General features: G+C 39.1%; 16 protein-coding genes. 4 read left to right on the top strand and 12 right to left on the bottom strand.

The window, feature by feature from the left end:
- Positions 1-6: 6 nt before the first annotated feature.
- From celB to ACE1TG_RS10465, 4 genes are all read right to left on the bottom strand, one after another.
- A complete protein-coding gene (celB, locus tag ACE1TG_RS10480) occupies positions 7-1296 on the bottom strand; it encodes a PTS cellobiose transporter subunit IIC (protein WP_375052335.1) in 1290 nt (429 codons plus the stop codon).
- A gap of 23 nt (positions 1297-1319) precedes the next feature.
- Entirely contained in the window at positions 1320-1622 is a 303-nt protein-coding gene (locus ACE1TG_RS10475; RefSeq protein WP_375052334.1) for a PTS sugar transporter subunit IIB, read from the bottom strand.
- Positions 1623-1639: 17 nt separating this feature from the next.
- Positions 1640-2947, bottom strand: a complete 1308-nt coding sequence (locus ACE1TG_RS10470) for a 6-phospho-beta-glucosidase (RefSeq protein WP_483887890.1) — start codon at positions 2945-2947, stop codon at positions 1640-1642.
- A 144-nt stretch (positions 2948-3091) separates the two neighbouring features.
- A complete protein-coding gene (locus tag ACE1TG_RS10465) occupies positions 3092-5020 on the bottom strand; it encodes a BglG family transcription antiterminator (protein ID WP_375052331.1) in 1929 nt (642 codons plus the stop codon).
- 305 nt (positions 5021-5325) lie between these two features.
- Here ACE1TG_RS10465 and ACE1TG_RS10460 point away from each other — a divergent pair, with 305 nt between their 5' ends.
- The 3 genes from ACE1TG_RS10460 to ACE1TG_RS10450 are packed head-to-tail and all read left to right on the top strand — an operon-like array spanning position 5326 to position 7623.
- Positions 5326-6111, top strand: coding sequence for a basic amino acid ABC transporter substrate-binding protein (locus tag ACE1TG_RS10460; protein WP_375052329.1), 786 nt, complete (start codon positions 5326-5328; stop codon positions 6109-6111).
- Between the two features lie 52 nt (positions 6112-6163).
- Complete coding sequence (locus ACE1TG_RS10455; RefSeq protein WP_375052328.1) at positions 6164-6883, top strand: amino acid ABC transporter permease; 720 nt, start codon at positions 6164-6166, stop codon at positions 6881-6883.
- Positions 6884-6900: 17 nt separating this feature from the next.
- A complete protein-coding gene (locus tag ACE1TG_RS10450) occupies positions 6901-7623 on the top strand; it encodes an amino acid ABC transporter ATP-binding protein (protein WP_375052327.1) in 723 nt (240 codons plus the stop codon).
- 146 nt (positions 7624-7769) lie between these two features.
- On the opposite strand, the gene ACE1TG_RS10445 is transcribed toward ACE1TG_RS10450, so the two are convergent.
- The 3 genes from ACE1TG_RS10445 to ACE1TG_RS10435 are packed head-to-tail and all read right to left on the bottom strand — an operon-like array spanning position 7770 to position 10044.
- A complete protein-coding gene (locus tag ACE1TG_RS10445; RefSeq protein ID WP_375052326.1) occupies positions 7770-8519 on the bottom strand; it encodes an amino acid ABC transporter ATP-binding protein in 750 nt (249 codons plus the stop codon).
- A gap of 15 nt (positions 8520-8534) precedes the next feature.
- A complete protein-coding gene (locus ACE1TG_RS10440) occupies positions 8535-9239 on the bottom strand; it encodes an amino acid ABC transporter permease (protein WP_375052453.1) in 705 nt (234 codons plus the stop codon).
- Complete coding sequence (locus ACE1TG_RS10435; protein ID WP_375052324.1) at positions 9223-10044, bottom strand: amino acid ABC transporter substrate-binding protein; 822 nt, start codon at positions 10042-10044, stop codon at positions 9223-9225. Before ACE1TG_RS10435 ends, ACE1TG_RS10440 begins: the two co-directional genes overlap by 17 nt.
- A gap of 231 nt (positions 10045-10275) precedes the next feature.
- Here ACE1TG_RS10435 and ACE1TG_RS10430 point away from each other — a divergent pair, with 231 nt between their 5' ends.
- A complete protein-coding gene (locus tag ACE1TG_RS10430) occupies positions 10276-10728 on the top strand; it encodes a hemerythrin domain-containing protein (RefSeq protein WP_375052323.1) in 453 nt (150 codons plus the stop codon).
- A gap of 217 nt (positions 10729-10945) precedes the next feature.
- On the opposite strand, the gene ACE1TG_RS10425 is transcribed toward ACE1TG_RS10430, so the two are convergent.
- The 5 genes from ACE1TG_RS10425 to ACE1TG_RS10405 form a co-directional block, all read right to left on the bottom strand.
- Positions 10946-11848 carry an ROK family protein gene (locus tag ACE1TG_RS10425; protein ID WP_375052322.1) on the bottom strand — a complete coding sequence of 301 codons (903 nt, stop codon included), beginning with the start codon at positions 11846-11848 and terminating at the stop codon, positions 10946-10948.
- Positions 11849-12132: 284 nt separating this feature from the next.
- Positions 12133-13038, bottom strand: a complete 906-nt coding sequence (locus ACE1TG_RS10420; RefSeq protein WP_375052321.1) for a DMT family transporter — start codon at positions 13036-13038, stop codon at positions 12133-12135.
- A gap of 176 nt (positions 13039-13214) precedes the next feature.
- Complete coding sequence (locus ACE1TG_RS10415; RefSeq protein WP_375052320.1) at positions 13215-14225, bottom strand: aliphatic sulfonate ABC transporter substrate-binding protein; 1011 nt, start codon at positions 14223-14225, stop codon at positions 13215-13217.
- A gap of 21 nt (positions 14226-14246) precedes the next feature.
- A complete protein-coding gene (locus ACE1TG_RS10410; protein ID WP_375052319.1) occupies positions 14247-15008 on the bottom strand; it encodes an ABC transporter permease in 762 nt (253 codons plus the stop codon).
- Positions 14986-15783 carry an ABC transporter ATP-binding protein gene (locus ACE1TG_RS10405; RefSeq protein ID WP_375052318.1) on the bottom strand — a complete coding sequence of 266 codons (798 nt, stop codon included), beginning with the start codon at positions 15781-15783 and terminating at the stop codon, positions 14986-14988. The genes ACE1TG_RS10410 and ACE1TG_RS10405 overlap by 23 nt, the downstream gene beginning before the upstream one ends.
- Between the last annotated feature and the right edge of the window lie 195 nt (positions 15784-15978).

Below are 15978 nucleotides of genomic sequence, written 5' to 3'. Positions count from 1 at the left end.
TTCTCCTTATTCTTCATCCTTGGACGCAGCTACTTGATCATTTTGTTCTTTTACTAATTCTTCTTCTACTAGCTGTTTATCATATAAACGGAAGAACGGATAGTAAATTAGTATCGCAACTACAAGGTTAGCCATCATTAGCACTCCACCGCGCCAATCACCAGTTGTCAAAATACCTGAAAACGGTGGTGGTGTTGTCCATGGAACAATGACATAAGGTTTGCCTACAAAGCCAAGAGACATGGAAAAGTACGTTATTACCCCGACTGCTAATGGTGCCATAATAAATGGTATGAACAGTAGTGGGTTCATCACAATTGGCGCCCCGAATACAATAGGCTCACTAATATTGAAAAAACTAGCCCAAATGGAACCTCGTCCTAATCCTTTTAAGTGTTTTGACCGCGCTCGCCATACAAACAAAATAGTTAGTGCAAGTGCCATACCTGAACCACCTACAGCCCACCAAATCGCCATAAATGGCTGTCCCACAATGTGTGGTAATGCTTCTCCTGCTTGCTGTGCTGCCACATTTTGTTCAGTTAGACTGTACCAAATTGGTGCCATAACACTGGCAACAACTGAAATTCCATGAATACCAAATGACCACAGCAGATGAATTAGGATGATTGCTACCATAGCTCCCCATAAACTGCCCCCCATTGCTTCTAGAGGTTGACGCAGAACAGCACTTACTATGCCGTGCAATGATAATTCAAATGAGGATCTTAAAATCAAATCTACTCCCCAAACGATAAAGATAATTGCAGCACCTGGAATTAGTGCAGTAAATGCGCGCCAGACTGAAGGTGGAACCCCATCAGGCATCCGGATAACTATGTTTCTCACTTCAAAAAAACGGTAAACTTCAACAGTAAAAATTGCTAAAACAATGGCAATAAACAGGCCCTCGCTGCCCATCAAATTTAGCGGTATATTCCCTTCTTCAGTAAGCGGTGTCGCAACAAAAAAGGCCGCCAGACTGAGAACACCTGCTGATAACTCATCCATTTTATAGCTTTTAGCAAGACTAAAGGCTATTGAAAATACTGCTACCAGACCAAGCAGTCCAAACGTAGCATTTACAGGTATACTAAGTGACGGAGCATACGGTGCCATGAATTCTGACCATGATTCCACTGGTGGAGAAGAAATGATCAGAAAAATACTGCCGATAATTAACAATGGCATAGTTGCGATAATCCCATCCCGTACCGCCTTTAAATGCCGTTGCTCTGCTAATTTCCCAGCAACTGGCATAAAGTATCGTTCCATAAAAGCATTAAAACCATTCATGATTATTCCTCCCTTTTATAATTTTATTTGATCAGTTTAAGTGCCTGATCAAGCACTTTTTCACCATCAGTTGTGCCATAAGCTCTCATATCGATAATATCAATCGGTGTATTAGCTTCTTCAGCTTTCTTATAAAGTGCATTTTTCTTATATCGAATCTGTGGACCTAGCAAAATAACATCAGCTGAAGCCAGTTGACTATCGATATCATCAACAGAATGTGCGTTGATTTCTGCATTAATATCCCTATTTTCTGCAGCAGTCTTCATTTTCTCGACAAGTAAACTGGTGCTCATTCCTAAAGCGCATAATAATGTTATTTTCATAATTTTTTACCCCCTTATTAAATTTCTTGATAAAACTGCGGTAAGTATTGCTCATTTACCGGCAACATATCTGCCAAAATATTTTTTGCTCGTTCTACAGATGGAATAAGCGGATGCAACGTCAATGCCTGTAGTGCAGTCCCTTTATTTCCTGTAACAGCTGCCTCCACAGTCAATTCTTCATATGCCTTTACCTTCTGAAGCAGCCCTCTGATCTGGGTTGGAACTTCTCCAACTTGGAGTGGTGTAATTTGATGTTTCTCTACTACACAATTTACCTCAATACTGACATCATCCGGTAAACAGGATATTGCCCCATTGTTTCTCACGTTTAGGGTGTGAACCTTTTTTGAATCTGAATGAATTGATTTGATTAAATTAATAGCAGCTTCTGAATAATATGCACCACCTCTTTTTTCAAGAGCTTGAGGCTTGTCCTGCACTTTTGGATTTTGATAGATTTCAAATAATTCCTTCTCAACTTCCTGTACTTGATCAGCACGAGTTTCATTATCCCGAAGTTGTTCAAGCTGTTTTTCAAGGATCTGATCAGTTTGATAATAATATTTATGATATCCACATGGTATTGCTTGCATAGACTGCAGAAAATCTAAGTCCCATCCAAAAGAAGGGATATTTTTTGCTTCATAGATATCAGATTTTCCAGTCAAAATATCATCTATTCTAGACTCGCCATTGATATATAATCCAGTTATCCAGATGAGATGATTAATACCAACAAAGTTGATACTTACTTCTTCTGTCGATACGTTGTAGGTGCTGGCAAATTTTTTATAAAAATTAATCGGATTATTGCATAGACCAATAACCTTTACATTACTATGCTTTAATATTGCTTCCGTAATAATACCCGCTGGATTTGTGAAATTTAATAGCCAAGCATCTGGTGCCAGCTCTTCAATATCTTTGCAAATATCCAGCATTACCGGAATTGTTCGTAATGCCTTCATGAAACCTCCAGCACCTGTTGTTTCCTGTCCGACAACACCTTGCTGAATAGAAAGGTACTCATCTTTTCGTCGCATAGCTAACTGGCCAACTCGGATTTGAGTAATTATATAAGAGGCATTCTTAATTGCCTCCCTCCTATCTAGTGTAGCAACGATTTTTATAGAGCATTGTGCTTTTTCAACCATCCTCTTAGACAAATCTTCAATAATAGATAGTTTTTCTTTTCCTTGTTCAACATCAACCAACCATACTTCTGAAACATTTAATACTTCCTGATTATTAATAATACCTTCTAACAATTCTGGAGTATAAGAAGATCCCCCTCCTATTACAGTTAATTTTACTGAACCCATCATGTAACACACCCTTTCTTCTGTTGACCAGTTGCTTATGATACCTTCATATTACTATGTAAGCGCATTCATTTTGAGTTGAAGTTTTTCCGTTGACAGCGGAAAAATTCTACAAACGAAAAAGCAAAGGAATAAACCCCTTGCTCACGAAGTATTTACTATTACTCTTTTAAATTGTTCATATGTCTCACACTCTAAAAGTTGCAATACAGTCCGCTTATTGTCTATTAATTTACCAAGTGAGTTAAACATTGGCTTAAGATCATCTTTCTTTGTTTTACTAGTATTCAAAAGGAAAATCACCTGCACTAGCTTGTCTCCCCATTGGATGGGTTTATTTAAAGTGACAATAGACCAAAAAGTGGATTCTGTTTTCGGTTCAAGCGGGTGAGGTATTGCTATTAGATTTCCAAAACTTGTAGGAGCATATCCTTCTCTTTCAAGTACAGAATTGATATAATCGCTTCCTGCCTTCTGATCTCTCATTAAAATATTACCCAAAAATGTAATGACAGACTCCGGGGTTTCAAAATCACGCTTTAAAAATGTATATCTCTCGAGCATGTATTGTTCAAACACAGATTTACTTTTTGCCAGCTTTCGCTCAACTTCTGTTACATCATTATCTCCCAGTATTGTACTTACATATATTACTGGAACCCCCAATTCCTGTTGAATAGGAATGGTGCTTATGATAAAATCAAGATTTTCCAAAGAGTGGTGGTTCAGATTATAATATTCTGTTGTACCTAAAACGTCCAGTTCTTCACCAAATCTATCTTTTAGTTTATATGATAATAATTGCGCACTGCCACGTCCCGAAGCACACACAATCAAACACCTGTTAACATGAGACTTTACTTTTTTAAGCCTTTCTTGTGCAACTTCAATATGAAGTGCTAAATATCCAATTTCATCTTCATCAACGGTTATTTTCATTTTTTCATAAATTACGTCTGTTCCAATTAACGCTGCCTCAAAGGAAAGTGGGTATTTCGTTTTTATTTCCTCCAACATCGGATTGCGTATATTCATTTGATATCTATATCTATTAATGGCGGGCTTTAAATGTAAACTTAAATTCCACAGTAAATCCTCATCACCGGAAAGCTCTAATGAATATTTTTCATCAATTCGTTTCACCATATTCACTGCCAAATCATATACCTCATCATCAATAACAGCAGCTTTAACTTTTTCCATCTCGTTAACTGGTTTTGACAGCTTTGTCCCCTGTAAGTGAATGGTCAGATATACCACTTCATTTTCGGAAAAGGAAACTTTTAAACCTGTTTCAATGTCCTGAATAATTTCTTTTGCTACAAGAAATTCCTTTATATTTCCAATATTATTAAGTTCATCAGGCACAATTTCAACAGGGTTATCCTCTTGAATCCGTTTACAAGCTATAGCAAGATGCGTTATTAAATTTTGTAAACTGATATCCGAAATAATAATTTGATGTCTGCGCAAATTTTTTAGGATACTGTGTCTAATAAGCTCCAGTTCATCTTCAGACAATATTTTCAGCCAATGTGAATGATCTTCCATTTGAATAGGTTTTTGATTAAAAATAAACTCCGAGATACAGAAACGAATGTACGATTCTTTACCAATTGCCTTAATTCCATAGTTAGGTTTATGCTCAATAGATAATTCATATTGCTTTAAAAATGCACGAACGGTTTTTAAATCAGTCTGTAATGTCGAGCGGCTGACAAATAATTCTTCAGCTAAATCCTCTATTTTTACAAAGTCAGTCTGTAGTAAAATTCTCTCTATTAGATAATTGACCCGTTCATCAGGTTCAGTAGGTACCATTATTGCTTCTTCCTTAATGTAATCTTGTAAAAAGCGATTAAAAGTTGCTTCATCCTTTATTTGTAATGAATATCCCTTTCCCCTGTAAGCATCAATTTGCATGTTATATTTCCAGATAAGATTGTTCAGCTCTTTGATGTCATTTCTTACTGTCTTTGAGCTAACATTCAATACATTCGACAATTGTACACTGGTCATAGGAACATCAATTTTTTTAAGCAATTTTATAATCTCTCGCAACCGGTAATTCATAATGGATACCCCTTTTTGACAATTATATATACTTATTACCGAATAGTTTGATAATACCATAAACATATGTTTCACATTAATATTAACAGTTCCACCAATATTCGCAATATTATTTAAGACATCAAAAAGGAGGGTTACACTATCTATTCATGCAACGACACATTAAATGAAGATGATTTAAAGTTTTTGCCGTTCCATCTCCTTTCTTAAACATTCCATACAAAGCTTCACATACTAATTCTATTGCATTGAACAAGTACATATACTATATAACTGCACTAACCATTAAATAAGGGGGAGTAAATTTGAAAACAGGATTACGTTTGTTTTCATTCGTTTTTTTAATAGTGGGTCTTAGTTTTTTACTGTTCGGCTGTGGTTCAGATTCCGATGCTGAGCAAGCAAGTGAAGGCGGTAAGCGAAAACTTGTCGTTGGCACCGATGCAACATATGCACCGATGGAGTATATGGATAGCGAAGGAAATATTGTAGGGATAGATATTGACGTTGTCGATGCAATTGCTGAAGCAGCAGGCGTTGAAGTAGAGTATAAAAATATCGGATGGGAGCCATTATTTCCTGCAGTGGAAAATGGAGAAGTTGATTTTGCTGTATCTTCCATTACCATCACAGAAGAAAGAAAAGAGTCATTCGATTTCACTGACCCATATTACTTTGCGAATCAATTAATTCTCACGAAAGAAGACTCAGATATAAAATCATATGCTGATCTTGAAGGCAAAGAAGTTTCAGTCCAAATAAACACGACGGGACATGTCGCTATACAGGAGCTGCTTGGAAAAACAAGTTCTGACATTCTTGCAACAGAAACGATGCCACTTGCTATCAATGAAATGCTTAATGGCAATGCCGATGCGGCAGTTGGTGATAATTCCACCGTCAACGAATATATCAAGAACAACCCGGACACAAAATTAAAGACAATCGAGGATGATAGTTTTGAGAAAGAGTATTATGGACTAATGGTTAAAAAAGGGAATACGGAAATGCTGGAATTATTAAACGAAGCGATTCAAAAAGTAAAAGATAGTGGTGAGTTGGAGGAAATCACTGGCTTCGCTGTTGAGTAAACAGCTGTAATAACTAAGTTATTTAAAGTTTGCTCATTTGGGGGTAGTTGTAATGGATTTCCTGCAAAATATACGCTTTGATATGATATGGACCTACAAAGAATTGTTTATTCGAGGTGTTGGAATAACGCTGGCACTCACACTCGTTGGCTATCTAGGGGGAATTATATTAGGCTTGTTTTTTGGATTGGGGAAAATGTCCAAAAAGAAGTGGATCTACTACCCTTGTAAATATTATGTCGACTTTTTCCGCGGAACCCCATTACTCGTACAAATATTACTTATTCACTTAGCGGTAATCCCAACCATTTTCGGTCACTCCTTAGGCTATTTTGCATCTGGAGCACTTGCACTTGTTTTAAATAATGGGGCATATAATGCAGAAATAGTCCGTGCAGGCATTCAATCCATTGAAAAGGGGCAAATGGAAGCAGCCAGGTCACTCGGCATGCCATTTACCGAAGCAATGAGAAGCATTATTTTGCCGCAGGCTTTTCGTCGGATGATACCTCCACTCGGAAATGAATTAATTGCACTGCTTAAAGATTCATCGCTGGTTACGGTTATAGCGGCGAATGACTTGCTTTATGCTGGCAAAGTAGTTGCAGGCGCCTATGCACGATTCTGGGAGCCATATATTACGGTTGCAATCTTATATTTAATGCTGACATATGTTTTTACAAAGATTATTACGTATGTAGAGAATCGTTTTAGTAATAGTTATGTTCCATCACCAAGAAAACGTCCCTTCACATCCGGTTCCAGGTCTTGAGGAGGATGAAGTAATTAATGATTAAAATACAAAACTTATTCAAATCATTTGGTGACCTAGAAGTTTTAAAAGGAATCAATTATGAAGTAAAGGAAAAAGAAATCATTTGTGTAATCGGCCCCAGTGGTTCCGGAAAAAGTACGTTTCTTCGTTGTATTAACCTGTTGGAGGATATTACCGCTGGGGAAGTTTTTATTGATGACGTGAAAGTAAACGACAAAAACACGAATATTAATGAGATACGAAGAGAAGTAGGAATGGTGTTCCAACAGTTTAACCTTTTCCCGCATATGAGCGCACTGGCAAATGTTGCACACGCTCCGAAAAGAATTCGGAAAATGTCTGCAGTTGAAGCTAAGAAACTAGCATATCAGTTGCTTGAAAAAGTTGGACTTAGTGATAAGGCGGATGCCTTTCCTGAACAATTATCCGGCGGGCAGCAACAGCGGGTAGCGATAGCCAGGGCGTTAGCAATGCAGCCGAAGATTATGTTGTTTGATGAACCAACCTCAGCACTTGACCCGGAAATGGTTAAAGAAGTGCTTGAAGTCATAAAACAACTTGCATTCGAAGGCATGACGATGGTGGTTGTCACGCATGAAATGGGCTTTGCCAGAGAAATGGGAGACCGCATCTTATTCATGGATGAAGGACTACTCGTTGAAGACGGAACACCCGAACAACTATTTAAAAACCCACAAAACGAACGAACAAAAGCATTCCTAAGCCAGGTTTTGTGACGAAGGGGCAGGTTTCTCGCCCGGGACATGGGGTCAGGTTCCTTGTCCCATTAACGCAATTCCTGAGGCATGTTCCTCGTCCCGAAAAAAAAGCCGAGATCCCATCCAATATGGAATTTCGGCTTTTCACGTTAGACCCTGGCCTGTTACGCCGGATTCAGTATTCTTCTCAGAAATTGCTTCGTCCGTTCTTCTTTTGGTTCCTTCAGCACTTGACTTGGAGATCCTTGTTCGACGATATAACCGTCATCCATAAACAGGACTTCATCGGATACCTGTTCGGCAAATTGTAATTCGTGGGTCACGACAACCATCGTCCAGTTTTCTTTTACCAGGTCTTTGATGACGGATAATACTTCCCCGATCAATTCTGGGTCCAGTGCAGAAGTTGGTTCGTCAAATAACATCAATTCAGGCTTAATTGCCAACGCGCGTGCAATACCAACACGTTGCTGCTGCCCACCCGATAACTGATTGGGGTAAAGATCTGCTTTATCCTTTAACCCTACTTTGGTCAACAACTCCATTGCCCTAGCCTGCTCCTCTTCCTTCTTACCTTTTTGCACGATAATAGGGCCCTCTGTTACATTTTCCAGTGCAGTTTTATGTGGAAAAAGATTATAGGATTGGAACACCATTCCGGATTTTCGTCTCAATTTCAATATATCCCGCTTATGAACTTTATTGGAAAAATCAAGATTAAAAGAATCACGAAACGAAAAGGTCCCTTCATTTGGCTGTTCCAATGCATTCAGGCAGCGAAGAAGTGTTGTTTTTCCGGAACCTGAAGGACCTATTATTGATAATACTTTTCCTTTTTCGATCGTTAAATTGATGTCTTTCAAAACTTCCAGATCACCAAATGATTTGGTCAAGCCATTTACAGTTAAATACACAGATAATTCACCTTCCTAGGAAGAAATATGACGCTCCAGCCTGGTTTCGATTGCCTGCTGAACAAGTGACAACAGAAAACAAACAATCCAATATAAAAATGCCGCTTCAATATAGATCAGCATGAAATCGTATGTTACAGCAGCAATCTCTTGTGCCTTCCTGAATAACTCGGTGACAAGAATTAACGAAGCAAGCGATGTATCCTTCACCAGACTGATAAACGTATTGGATAACGGTGGCACGGATACTCTTGTCGCTTGTGGTAGAATTATTCGCCTAAGCGCTGTATTTTGAGTCATCCCAATCGTATACGCGGCCTCCCATTGACCTTTTGAAATAGATAAAATAGAAGCACGGATAATTTCGGATGCATATGCCGCTACGTTAATCGAAAATGCAATAACTGCACTTGGAAAAGGGTCAATCGTTACATCAAGACTTGGCAGCCCGTAAAACACGATAAATAATTGAACAAGCAATGGCGTCCCTCTGACTGCTGAAACAATTGCAATAGACGGCGCGCGGAGAAATGCTGACTTGGAAAGCCGCATGATAGCAAGCAACAGCGCGAACAACAATCCAACGGTAAATGCTATTAAAGTAAGCGGGATTGTATATTGAATCCCGCCTAATATCATTGGAAGCAGAGAGTTTTTGAATAACTCCCAGCCCCCCATCGTTGCATCTATGGTAAATAACATATTACTTGGAAGAAACATCTTCACCAAACCATTCTTTTGCTATTTTAGCCAGTGTGCCATCTTCTTTCATTGCCTTCAAATGTTTATTAACCGCGTTAACTAATTCTTCATTCCCTTTATTAAATGCAAATGCTGTTTTGGAAGCATCATCCTGTTTGGCAGCAATTTTAATTTGTTCTGACCCCTGCTGCTGGATATAGTCAAGGACAGCAAGCCTGTCATTCACCGTTACATCTGCTCTTCCTTGCTTAATCAATTCAATCGATTGCGCTAAACCTTTAATGTTAACAATTTCTGCTCCATTCTCTTTAGCAATCTTCTCAAAGTTACTTGTAAGAGACTGTGCGGACTTTTTCCCTTTTAAATCGTCAAATGAATTAATACTTTCATTATCTTTCGGTGTAACAACCACTGCTGATGAATATGTGTAAGGTATGGAAAAATCATAGTTCGCCTTACGTTCTTCATTAATTCCCACCTGATTAGCAATTAGATCAAATCGTTTTGAATTTAAACCTGCAAACATCGAATCCCATTTTGTTTCCATGAATTCAACGTCGACACCCATACGATTTGCAACTTCCCGGATGACTTCCACATCATAGCCAGTTAGTTTATTTTCTGCATTATGGAATGTAAATGGAGCATAAGTGCCTTCTGTTCCTACAGTAAGCACACCTTTTTCCATAACTTGATCATATAAGCTCGCCGTTTCTCCAGACTCATTATCTGCACTGTTATTTTGCTGCTCTTCGCTAGATCCACATGCCGACAGAACAGCTACTACACTTGCCAGTACCAACAAATAAAATAATTTCTTCATTTTTATACCCCCAGTAATCTTATCGGAATAATGTCTAATTGATTATAAAGTATCTTATGCAATATGTAAATGAATTGATTTCGAACTTATTTATATACTTACCCAAAATCAGAATTTCATTAAACCAAGACATGGGGCTGGCCGGCGGGACATGGGGTCAGGTTCCTTGTCCCTAATACTGAAAATGCTATAATAAGGAAAAGATTGGATGAGAATAAAAGGAGGATCAACATGACAAATCGTAAAGGCATCAAACGTCATGAGTCACTACAGCCTCTGTCACGCCATCATATGATTGGGTTGCACTTGGCACTGAAGCTAAAACGAGCTGGAACAGATGAAAGCCTTTTAACAAAAGAAGAAATTAAGCAGGAAGTCGATGAATTTTGGAATCCAAATGGACAACAGCATTTCCGGGAAGAAGAGGAATTTCTTTTACCCGCATACGCCCAGTATGAAAATGTAGAGCAGCCGGAGATAATAGAGATGCTTTTGGAACACGTAAAGATACGTGCACAAATGGATAATCTGATCAACGCAAAAGATGTCAGTTTAGATGTCATGCACGAATTGGGTATGCTGTTAGAGGCACATATTCGGAAGGAAGAACGCGTGATTTTTCCAATGATCGAAAAAGCATTGCCAGAGAAGAAGCTTCATGAACTGGCTCCTTATTTGCATTGATTATCGGTAGTTGAAACTTTAATCGAAAAAGTAACCCCTCCCTCATATGAGTTGTTACTCGCTTAATTAAATGATTTTCAAGTCAAGCTTAAATAGCGTCACCTTCCCTATTTGTCGGATCACTAAGCATTTTCCTCGAGAGTGTAACTTTACTGCAGCAAGACTGTCATACTTAATTTATTTTTTTTAAAAACAGAGGGTGAATCCCTCTTCCTAGTTAACCTCTAAAAACCCGTAGTCCTGCTCCAATGATGCCCTGATCTGTCTTTAACTGACTGTTTCCCATTCCATGAAGGATATGTTTTTGCTCGTCTAGTAAAAATGGTGTTAGCTTATTTTTAATCAAATCCACTAGAAACGGGTTATGATTTGCTACACTTCCACCAAACACAATTTGCTCGGGGTCAATAATACTCGTAAGCATGTAGATACCCTGTGCAATGGAGAAGGCAGTTTCCTCAATAATCTTTTGTGCTTTCACATGACCATGGTAATACTTATCAAACACATCAGCAGTCGTTAAATTTTTATCACCATATAGCTTCTGAGCCTTTTTGGCAATAACCGGTCCTGATGCTGCCCTTTCCAGCCGTTCCATTCCTTCACCCGTTTCGCGCATAGAAACAGGGACAAGCCCCAATTCTCCAGCAAACCCGGCACCACGTATAAATTCACCACCCTGAATAATGGAACAGGATACACCAGTACTAATAGTAATGTACACAAATAATCCATCGCTGGACATGTCAGCATTATTCCATTCGGCGTACGCTGCCATGTAAACGTCATTGTCAATCTCTACTCGCTCTATGCCTGTTGCCTTCTTAATTCTTTCTCTGAAAGGAAACTGAGACCAGGGCAGATTATTTTGAAAAACTGCTATTCCGTTTTCCCTGTCCACTTTTCCAGGGATTCCTACTCCCATTCCGCATATATTATTGGCCGGGATGCTTGAATGATTTATTAATTCTTCCACACAATGGACTACCTGGGAAAACATACTCTCCTTATTAGTCGGATCACTATGTACCGTTTCTTTTTGAATGAGGTCTCCCTTTTCACTTACAATCCCTGCAGCTATTTTCGTTCCTCCAATATCGAGCCCAATTGCATGGTTCATGTATTATTCCTCCTTGTCATAGAAAAAGAAAACTGAATGGTGTACCCATTTCATGTTTAGTCTTTGGTGTATTAATGTGCAAATTTATATTTAAGCTACACAGCGAAAACCAATATTCCCAGTCGAACTATCAGAATTATTTGATGTTCTTACTGCAACCCTACTTTAACGGAACAGTACCAACATATCAATCTTCTTTTTCATTTATTTCTGGAAACCTACCCAGTCACAAATTGCAACAATGCTCTCCATTAAAGCATAATTCGTCTTGTCACAACCTGACCCTACGTCCCTCTTTTCTTCCGCTTCAACAGCATATGCTCCACTGCTCCAGTACCGATAAATATCCCACTTAAAATAAAGATAAATCCAACCACATGACTAAAGGTAATTACTTCATTCAAAAAGATAGACGCTCCAATAATTCCAAAAAGTGTGTTCATATTGATAAAAAGAGCTGCTTCTGCCGGCCCTACTTTTTTAATGGCGTAATTATATGTCATATGGCCAAACGCTGATGCGAAAACTGCACTGAACAAAAAGACTGCCCCCAGCTTCCAATCAAGCAAATAGGTAATCTCGTGAATTTCTGATCCAAATGCCTGACTCAATATAAAAATAAAAACCGACCCAAGTAAAAGCATGTAGCCAGTTGCAAGACGTGGATCAAATGTCGGCTTCAGTTTGCTAATTAACACAAAACTAAATCCCTGAACAACAACTGCCAGGAACACGATGAAGTCACCTAATGAAACAGCCGCCAATCCGTCAGCACCTGTCAACGTTGTCACGACCACTCCGATAAATCCTAAAATAAAACCAAAGACTCTCAGCCACGTAACACGCTGACGCAAGATAATTACAGTCATCATCACGGTAACCAGCGGCATCATCCCTAAAATTAACCCACCGTTTATTCCTGACGTCAAATTCAGACCAACCGCAACAAACGAATGATGTAAAACGACATTAAAAATAGCTATGTAAAAAATAACAAGCCACTCATGCTTACGTGGTAATCTGAATATCCCCATCACAGCACAGATTACCAGCACCACAATCCCAGCTGCCATAATTCGAAAAGACGTCAAAAGCATCGGGTCAATTGCATCAACAAGCACCTTTAACGCCGATAAATTTAACCCCCACATTAACATTACCAATAATAATAAAATGTATATTTTGACCATAAATCTATTCACCTATTTCCACAGTTGATGCTTCTACTCTACAATACTATTAGAAAACTGTCACGGGACAGTGGGTCAGGTTCCTTGTTCCGTTTACTGCCACAGTGACGACGAGGTTCCTGTCCCCTCCGTCCCATGCAAAAAAGCCAGCCCTCTCGGCTGGCTTTTTTGCTCTATTATTCAATAAAACTAGTGTCAACTAATCCTTCTAAGTCTGGTTTTTCTTCCAGAAATTCAAGGTCATAGGATGAGTTTGCAAAATCCTGTAATACTTCTGCATCAACTTCATATGTGAAATTAATTCGTTCCCATGCGTTATCAATTACGGAAGACGAAAGTTCCTGATCGGTAATCTCTTTTATCTTCTTGATCGCAATTTCTTTTGCTTCTGCTGGGTTATCCTGAATGAACTCTGTTGCTTTTTTGTGACCGTCTACGATACTTTGAACGAGGTCAGGTTTGTTTTCAACTAGGTCTTGTGACGTTACAAATACAGCTGCTGGCAGTGTTTCACCGTATGCAACGTTTTTTGTATCTACAAGTACTTCACCGCTTCCTTTTTCTTCAATAACAGATGCCCATGGTTCTGGAACAGTTGCTGCGTCAACGTTTCCTGTTTTAAACATGCTATGATATGTCGCTGGTTTACCTGTAACATGTTTCATTTCCCCACCAGTACGGTCTGATGTAATACCGTATTCTTCCTTCATCATTGTTTCAAATTGAACATCATGCGTGCAGCCTACACGTGGAGAGATAAAGGTTTTTCCTTTCATATCCTCAGGTGATTCAATGTTGGCCCCTTTTCTAGCCATAATCACAGTACCACCTGTTGAACCTGCGGCGACAACGTTTATTTTTGCTCCACTTGTGAAGTGGTTCATCGCCGGCCCTGGTCCTACAAGTCCGCCTTGGATGTCGCCTGTTTCAAGAGCCGTCATAAAGGCTGATCCATCCGGGAAGTATTGGTAGTTTACTTCTGTTCCGTCCGGTAATGTTTCTGTATATAAATCCTTTTCTTCCGCTACCATTCCTGCAACGTGGTTAATGTTCGGGAAGTACCCAATTGTAATTTCCTTTGATCCCTCACCGCTTCCATCTCCACCTGAAGCTTCTCCGCTGCTTCCGCATGCAGCTAAAACGAGACTAAGTGCTGCTAATGCTATAATTGATAAGAACTTCTTCATTTAAAACTTCCACCCTTCTGTTTATTTAACTAATCCCCAACGTTTCATAACGTTTTTTTCTAATTTAGAAAATACAAGTTGATCGACGATTGCGCCAATCAGTCCGATAATAATAATAATGGCAATAACCTGATCCATGCGGGCATAGTCCTGTGCGTATCTCAACGAATAGCCGAGTCCTGGTCCGTTACTAAGTAATTCACCAGCCATCAATGCGCGCCAGCTGAATGCCCAGGCAAGCCTAACCCCAGACATAAAATAGGGAATGCTTGCAGGTACCTCAACCCGGTAAAATAATCCTAACCCGCTCGTGCCCATCGTTCTTGCTGCACGTACGAAGTGAGGTGGGACATTATGAATTGCCGACCTGACATTTAAGGCCATCACAAATGTTCCACCTAAAACAACGACAAATACGACAGCAAATTCGGTAAATCCAAATAGCATGATAGCAAGTGGAACCCAAACAATACTCGGAATACTTTGCAAGGCAATTAAATACATGCCCGCTGTCTCATCCGCCTGCTTGGATTTGCCAAGTATCACACCAACAATTGTCCCTAAAAGAATCGCCATGAACAAGCCTGCAAATAAATGCTTGAAACTCGCCCCTAATGCCTTGACGAAATCCCCATGTGCAAAGCCTTCATATAATGCTGTCCAAACTTTACCAGGGGACGGAAAAACAACATCTGCGAAAACATTCATCGAAAAAACCAACTGCCATAATCCAATGATCGCGGCTAAAAATAATACACGTTTAACGACTATATTGAATTTCATTTGATAACTCTTCCTCTAAGACTTTTTTTATTTCACCTTCAAGCAAATCCATGACTTTCTTTTCATGTTCTATTACTACTTGATCCTCACGCTTTCTAGGCCTTGCTATATCTACTTTAAAAACAGATATCACACGCCCCGGACGCGTCCCCATAACAATAACACGATCTGACAGTTTAATAGCTTCCTGGATACTATGTGTCACAAAAAGGATTGTTTTTTGTGTTTCCTGCCAAATTTTGATTAACTCATCCTGCAAGATATGGCGTGTCTGTTCGTCCAGCGCCCCAAATGGTTCATCCATTAATAAGACTTTCGGATCCATTGCTAGAGCCCGTGCAATGGCAACACGTTGTTGCATTCCGCCAGACAGTTCATAAATATAACTATCCTTAAACCTGCTTAAGTGGACCATTTTAAGATAGTGATCCGCATGTTCATTCGCTTCTTTTTTACTCATAATCCCTTTTAATGGAAAAGTAATGTTATCGCGAACATTGAGCCACGGGAATAACGAAGGCTGCTGAAAAACCATCCCACGCTCTCGTCCAGCCTGTTTGATTTCCTTTTCCTGAAGCAAAATCGATCCATCAGTAGCACTTTCAAGTCCTGCAACCATTGAAAGCAAGGTCGATTTTCCACAACCAGATGGCCCCAGAATCGATACGAATTCGTTTTCAGATACATTTATGTCAATATCGGAAAAAACTTCAAATGATGACTGCTTCTCCTGGTCTGTAAAAGTCTTTCCAACATGATTCAATTCAAGAAACAATGAATTACCCCCTTTCATGATAATTCCTATCAACTAACTTGGTTATTACAGTATACTCATTTGATGATATGTATGTCAATGGTTTTTATCCCTAAAATTATTCATTTTGCTATTATTAAAAAAAGCACCTATTCCGAAAATAGATGCTTCTTAATGAATCTTGCAATTGAGTGAGTATATTTTTAAACTTTCAAC

The sequence above is a fragment of the Virgibacillus sp. JSM 102003 genome, assembly GCF_041949995.1.
Lineage (GTDB): Bacteria > Bacillota > Bacilli > Bacillales > Amphibacillaceae > Lentibacillus.
This window is presented reverse-complemented; position numbering and strand designations above follow the sequence as displayed.

What these genes read in the sequence shown, in the direction of transcription:
- celB (WP_375052335.1), bottom strand. Translation starts at nt 1,296, where the DNA reads ATGAATGGTTTTAATGCTTTTATGGAACGATACTTTATGCCAGTTGCT.
- ACE1TG_RS10475 (WP_375052334.1), bottom strand. Translation starts at nt 1,622, where the DNA reads ATGAAAATAACATTATTATGCGCTTTAGGAATGAGCACCAGTTTACTT.
- ACE1TG_RS10470 (WP_483887890.1), bottom strand. Translation starts at nt 2,947, where the DNA reads ATGGGTTCAGTAAAATTAACTGTAATAGGAGGGGGATCTTCTTATACT.
- ACE1TG_RS10465 (WP_375052331.1), bottom strand. Translation starts at nt 5,020, where the DNA reads ATGAATTACCGGTTGCGAGAGATTATAAAATTGCTTAAAAAAATTGAT.
- ACE1TG_RS10455 (WP_375052328.1), top strand. Translation starts at nt 6,164, where the DNA reads ATGGATTTCCTGCAAAATATACGCTTTGATATGATATGGACCTACAAA.
- ACE1TG_RS10450 (WP_375052327.1), top strand. Translation starts at nt 6,901, where the DNA reads ATGATTAAAATACAAAACTTATTCAAATCATTTGGTGACCTAGAAGTT.
- ACE1TG_RS10440 (WP_375052453.1), bottom strand. Translation starts at nt 9,239, where the DNA reads ATGTTTCTTCCAAGTAATATGTTATTTACCATAGATGCAACGATGGGG.
- ACE1TG_RS10435 (WP_375052324.1), bottom strand. Translation starts at nt 10,044, where the DNA reads ATGAAGAAATTATTTTATTTGTTGGTACTGGCAAGTGTAGTAGCTGTT.
- ACE1TG_RS10430 (WP_375052323.1), top strand. Translation starts at nt 10,276, where the DNA reads ATGACAAATCGTAAAGGCATCAAACGTCATGAGTCACTACAGCCTCTG.
- ACE1TG_RS10425 (WP_375052322.1), bottom strand. Translation starts at nt 11,848, where the DNA reads ATGAACCATGCAATTGGGCTCGATATTGGAGGAACGAAAATAGCTGCA.
- ACE1TG_RS10420 (WP_375052321.1), bottom strand. Translation starts at nt 13,038, where the DNA reads ATGGTCAAAATATACATTTTATTATTATTGGTAATGTTAATGTGGGGG.
- ACE1TG_RS10415 (WP_375052320.1), bottom strand. Translation starts at nt 14,225, where the DNA reads ATGAAGAAGTTCTTATCAATTATAGCATTAGCAGCACTTAGTCTCGTT.
- ACE1TG_RS10410 (WP_375052319.1), bottom strand. Translation starts at nt 15,008, where the DNA reads ATGAAATTCAATATAGTCGTTAAACGTGTATTATTTTTAGCCGCGATC.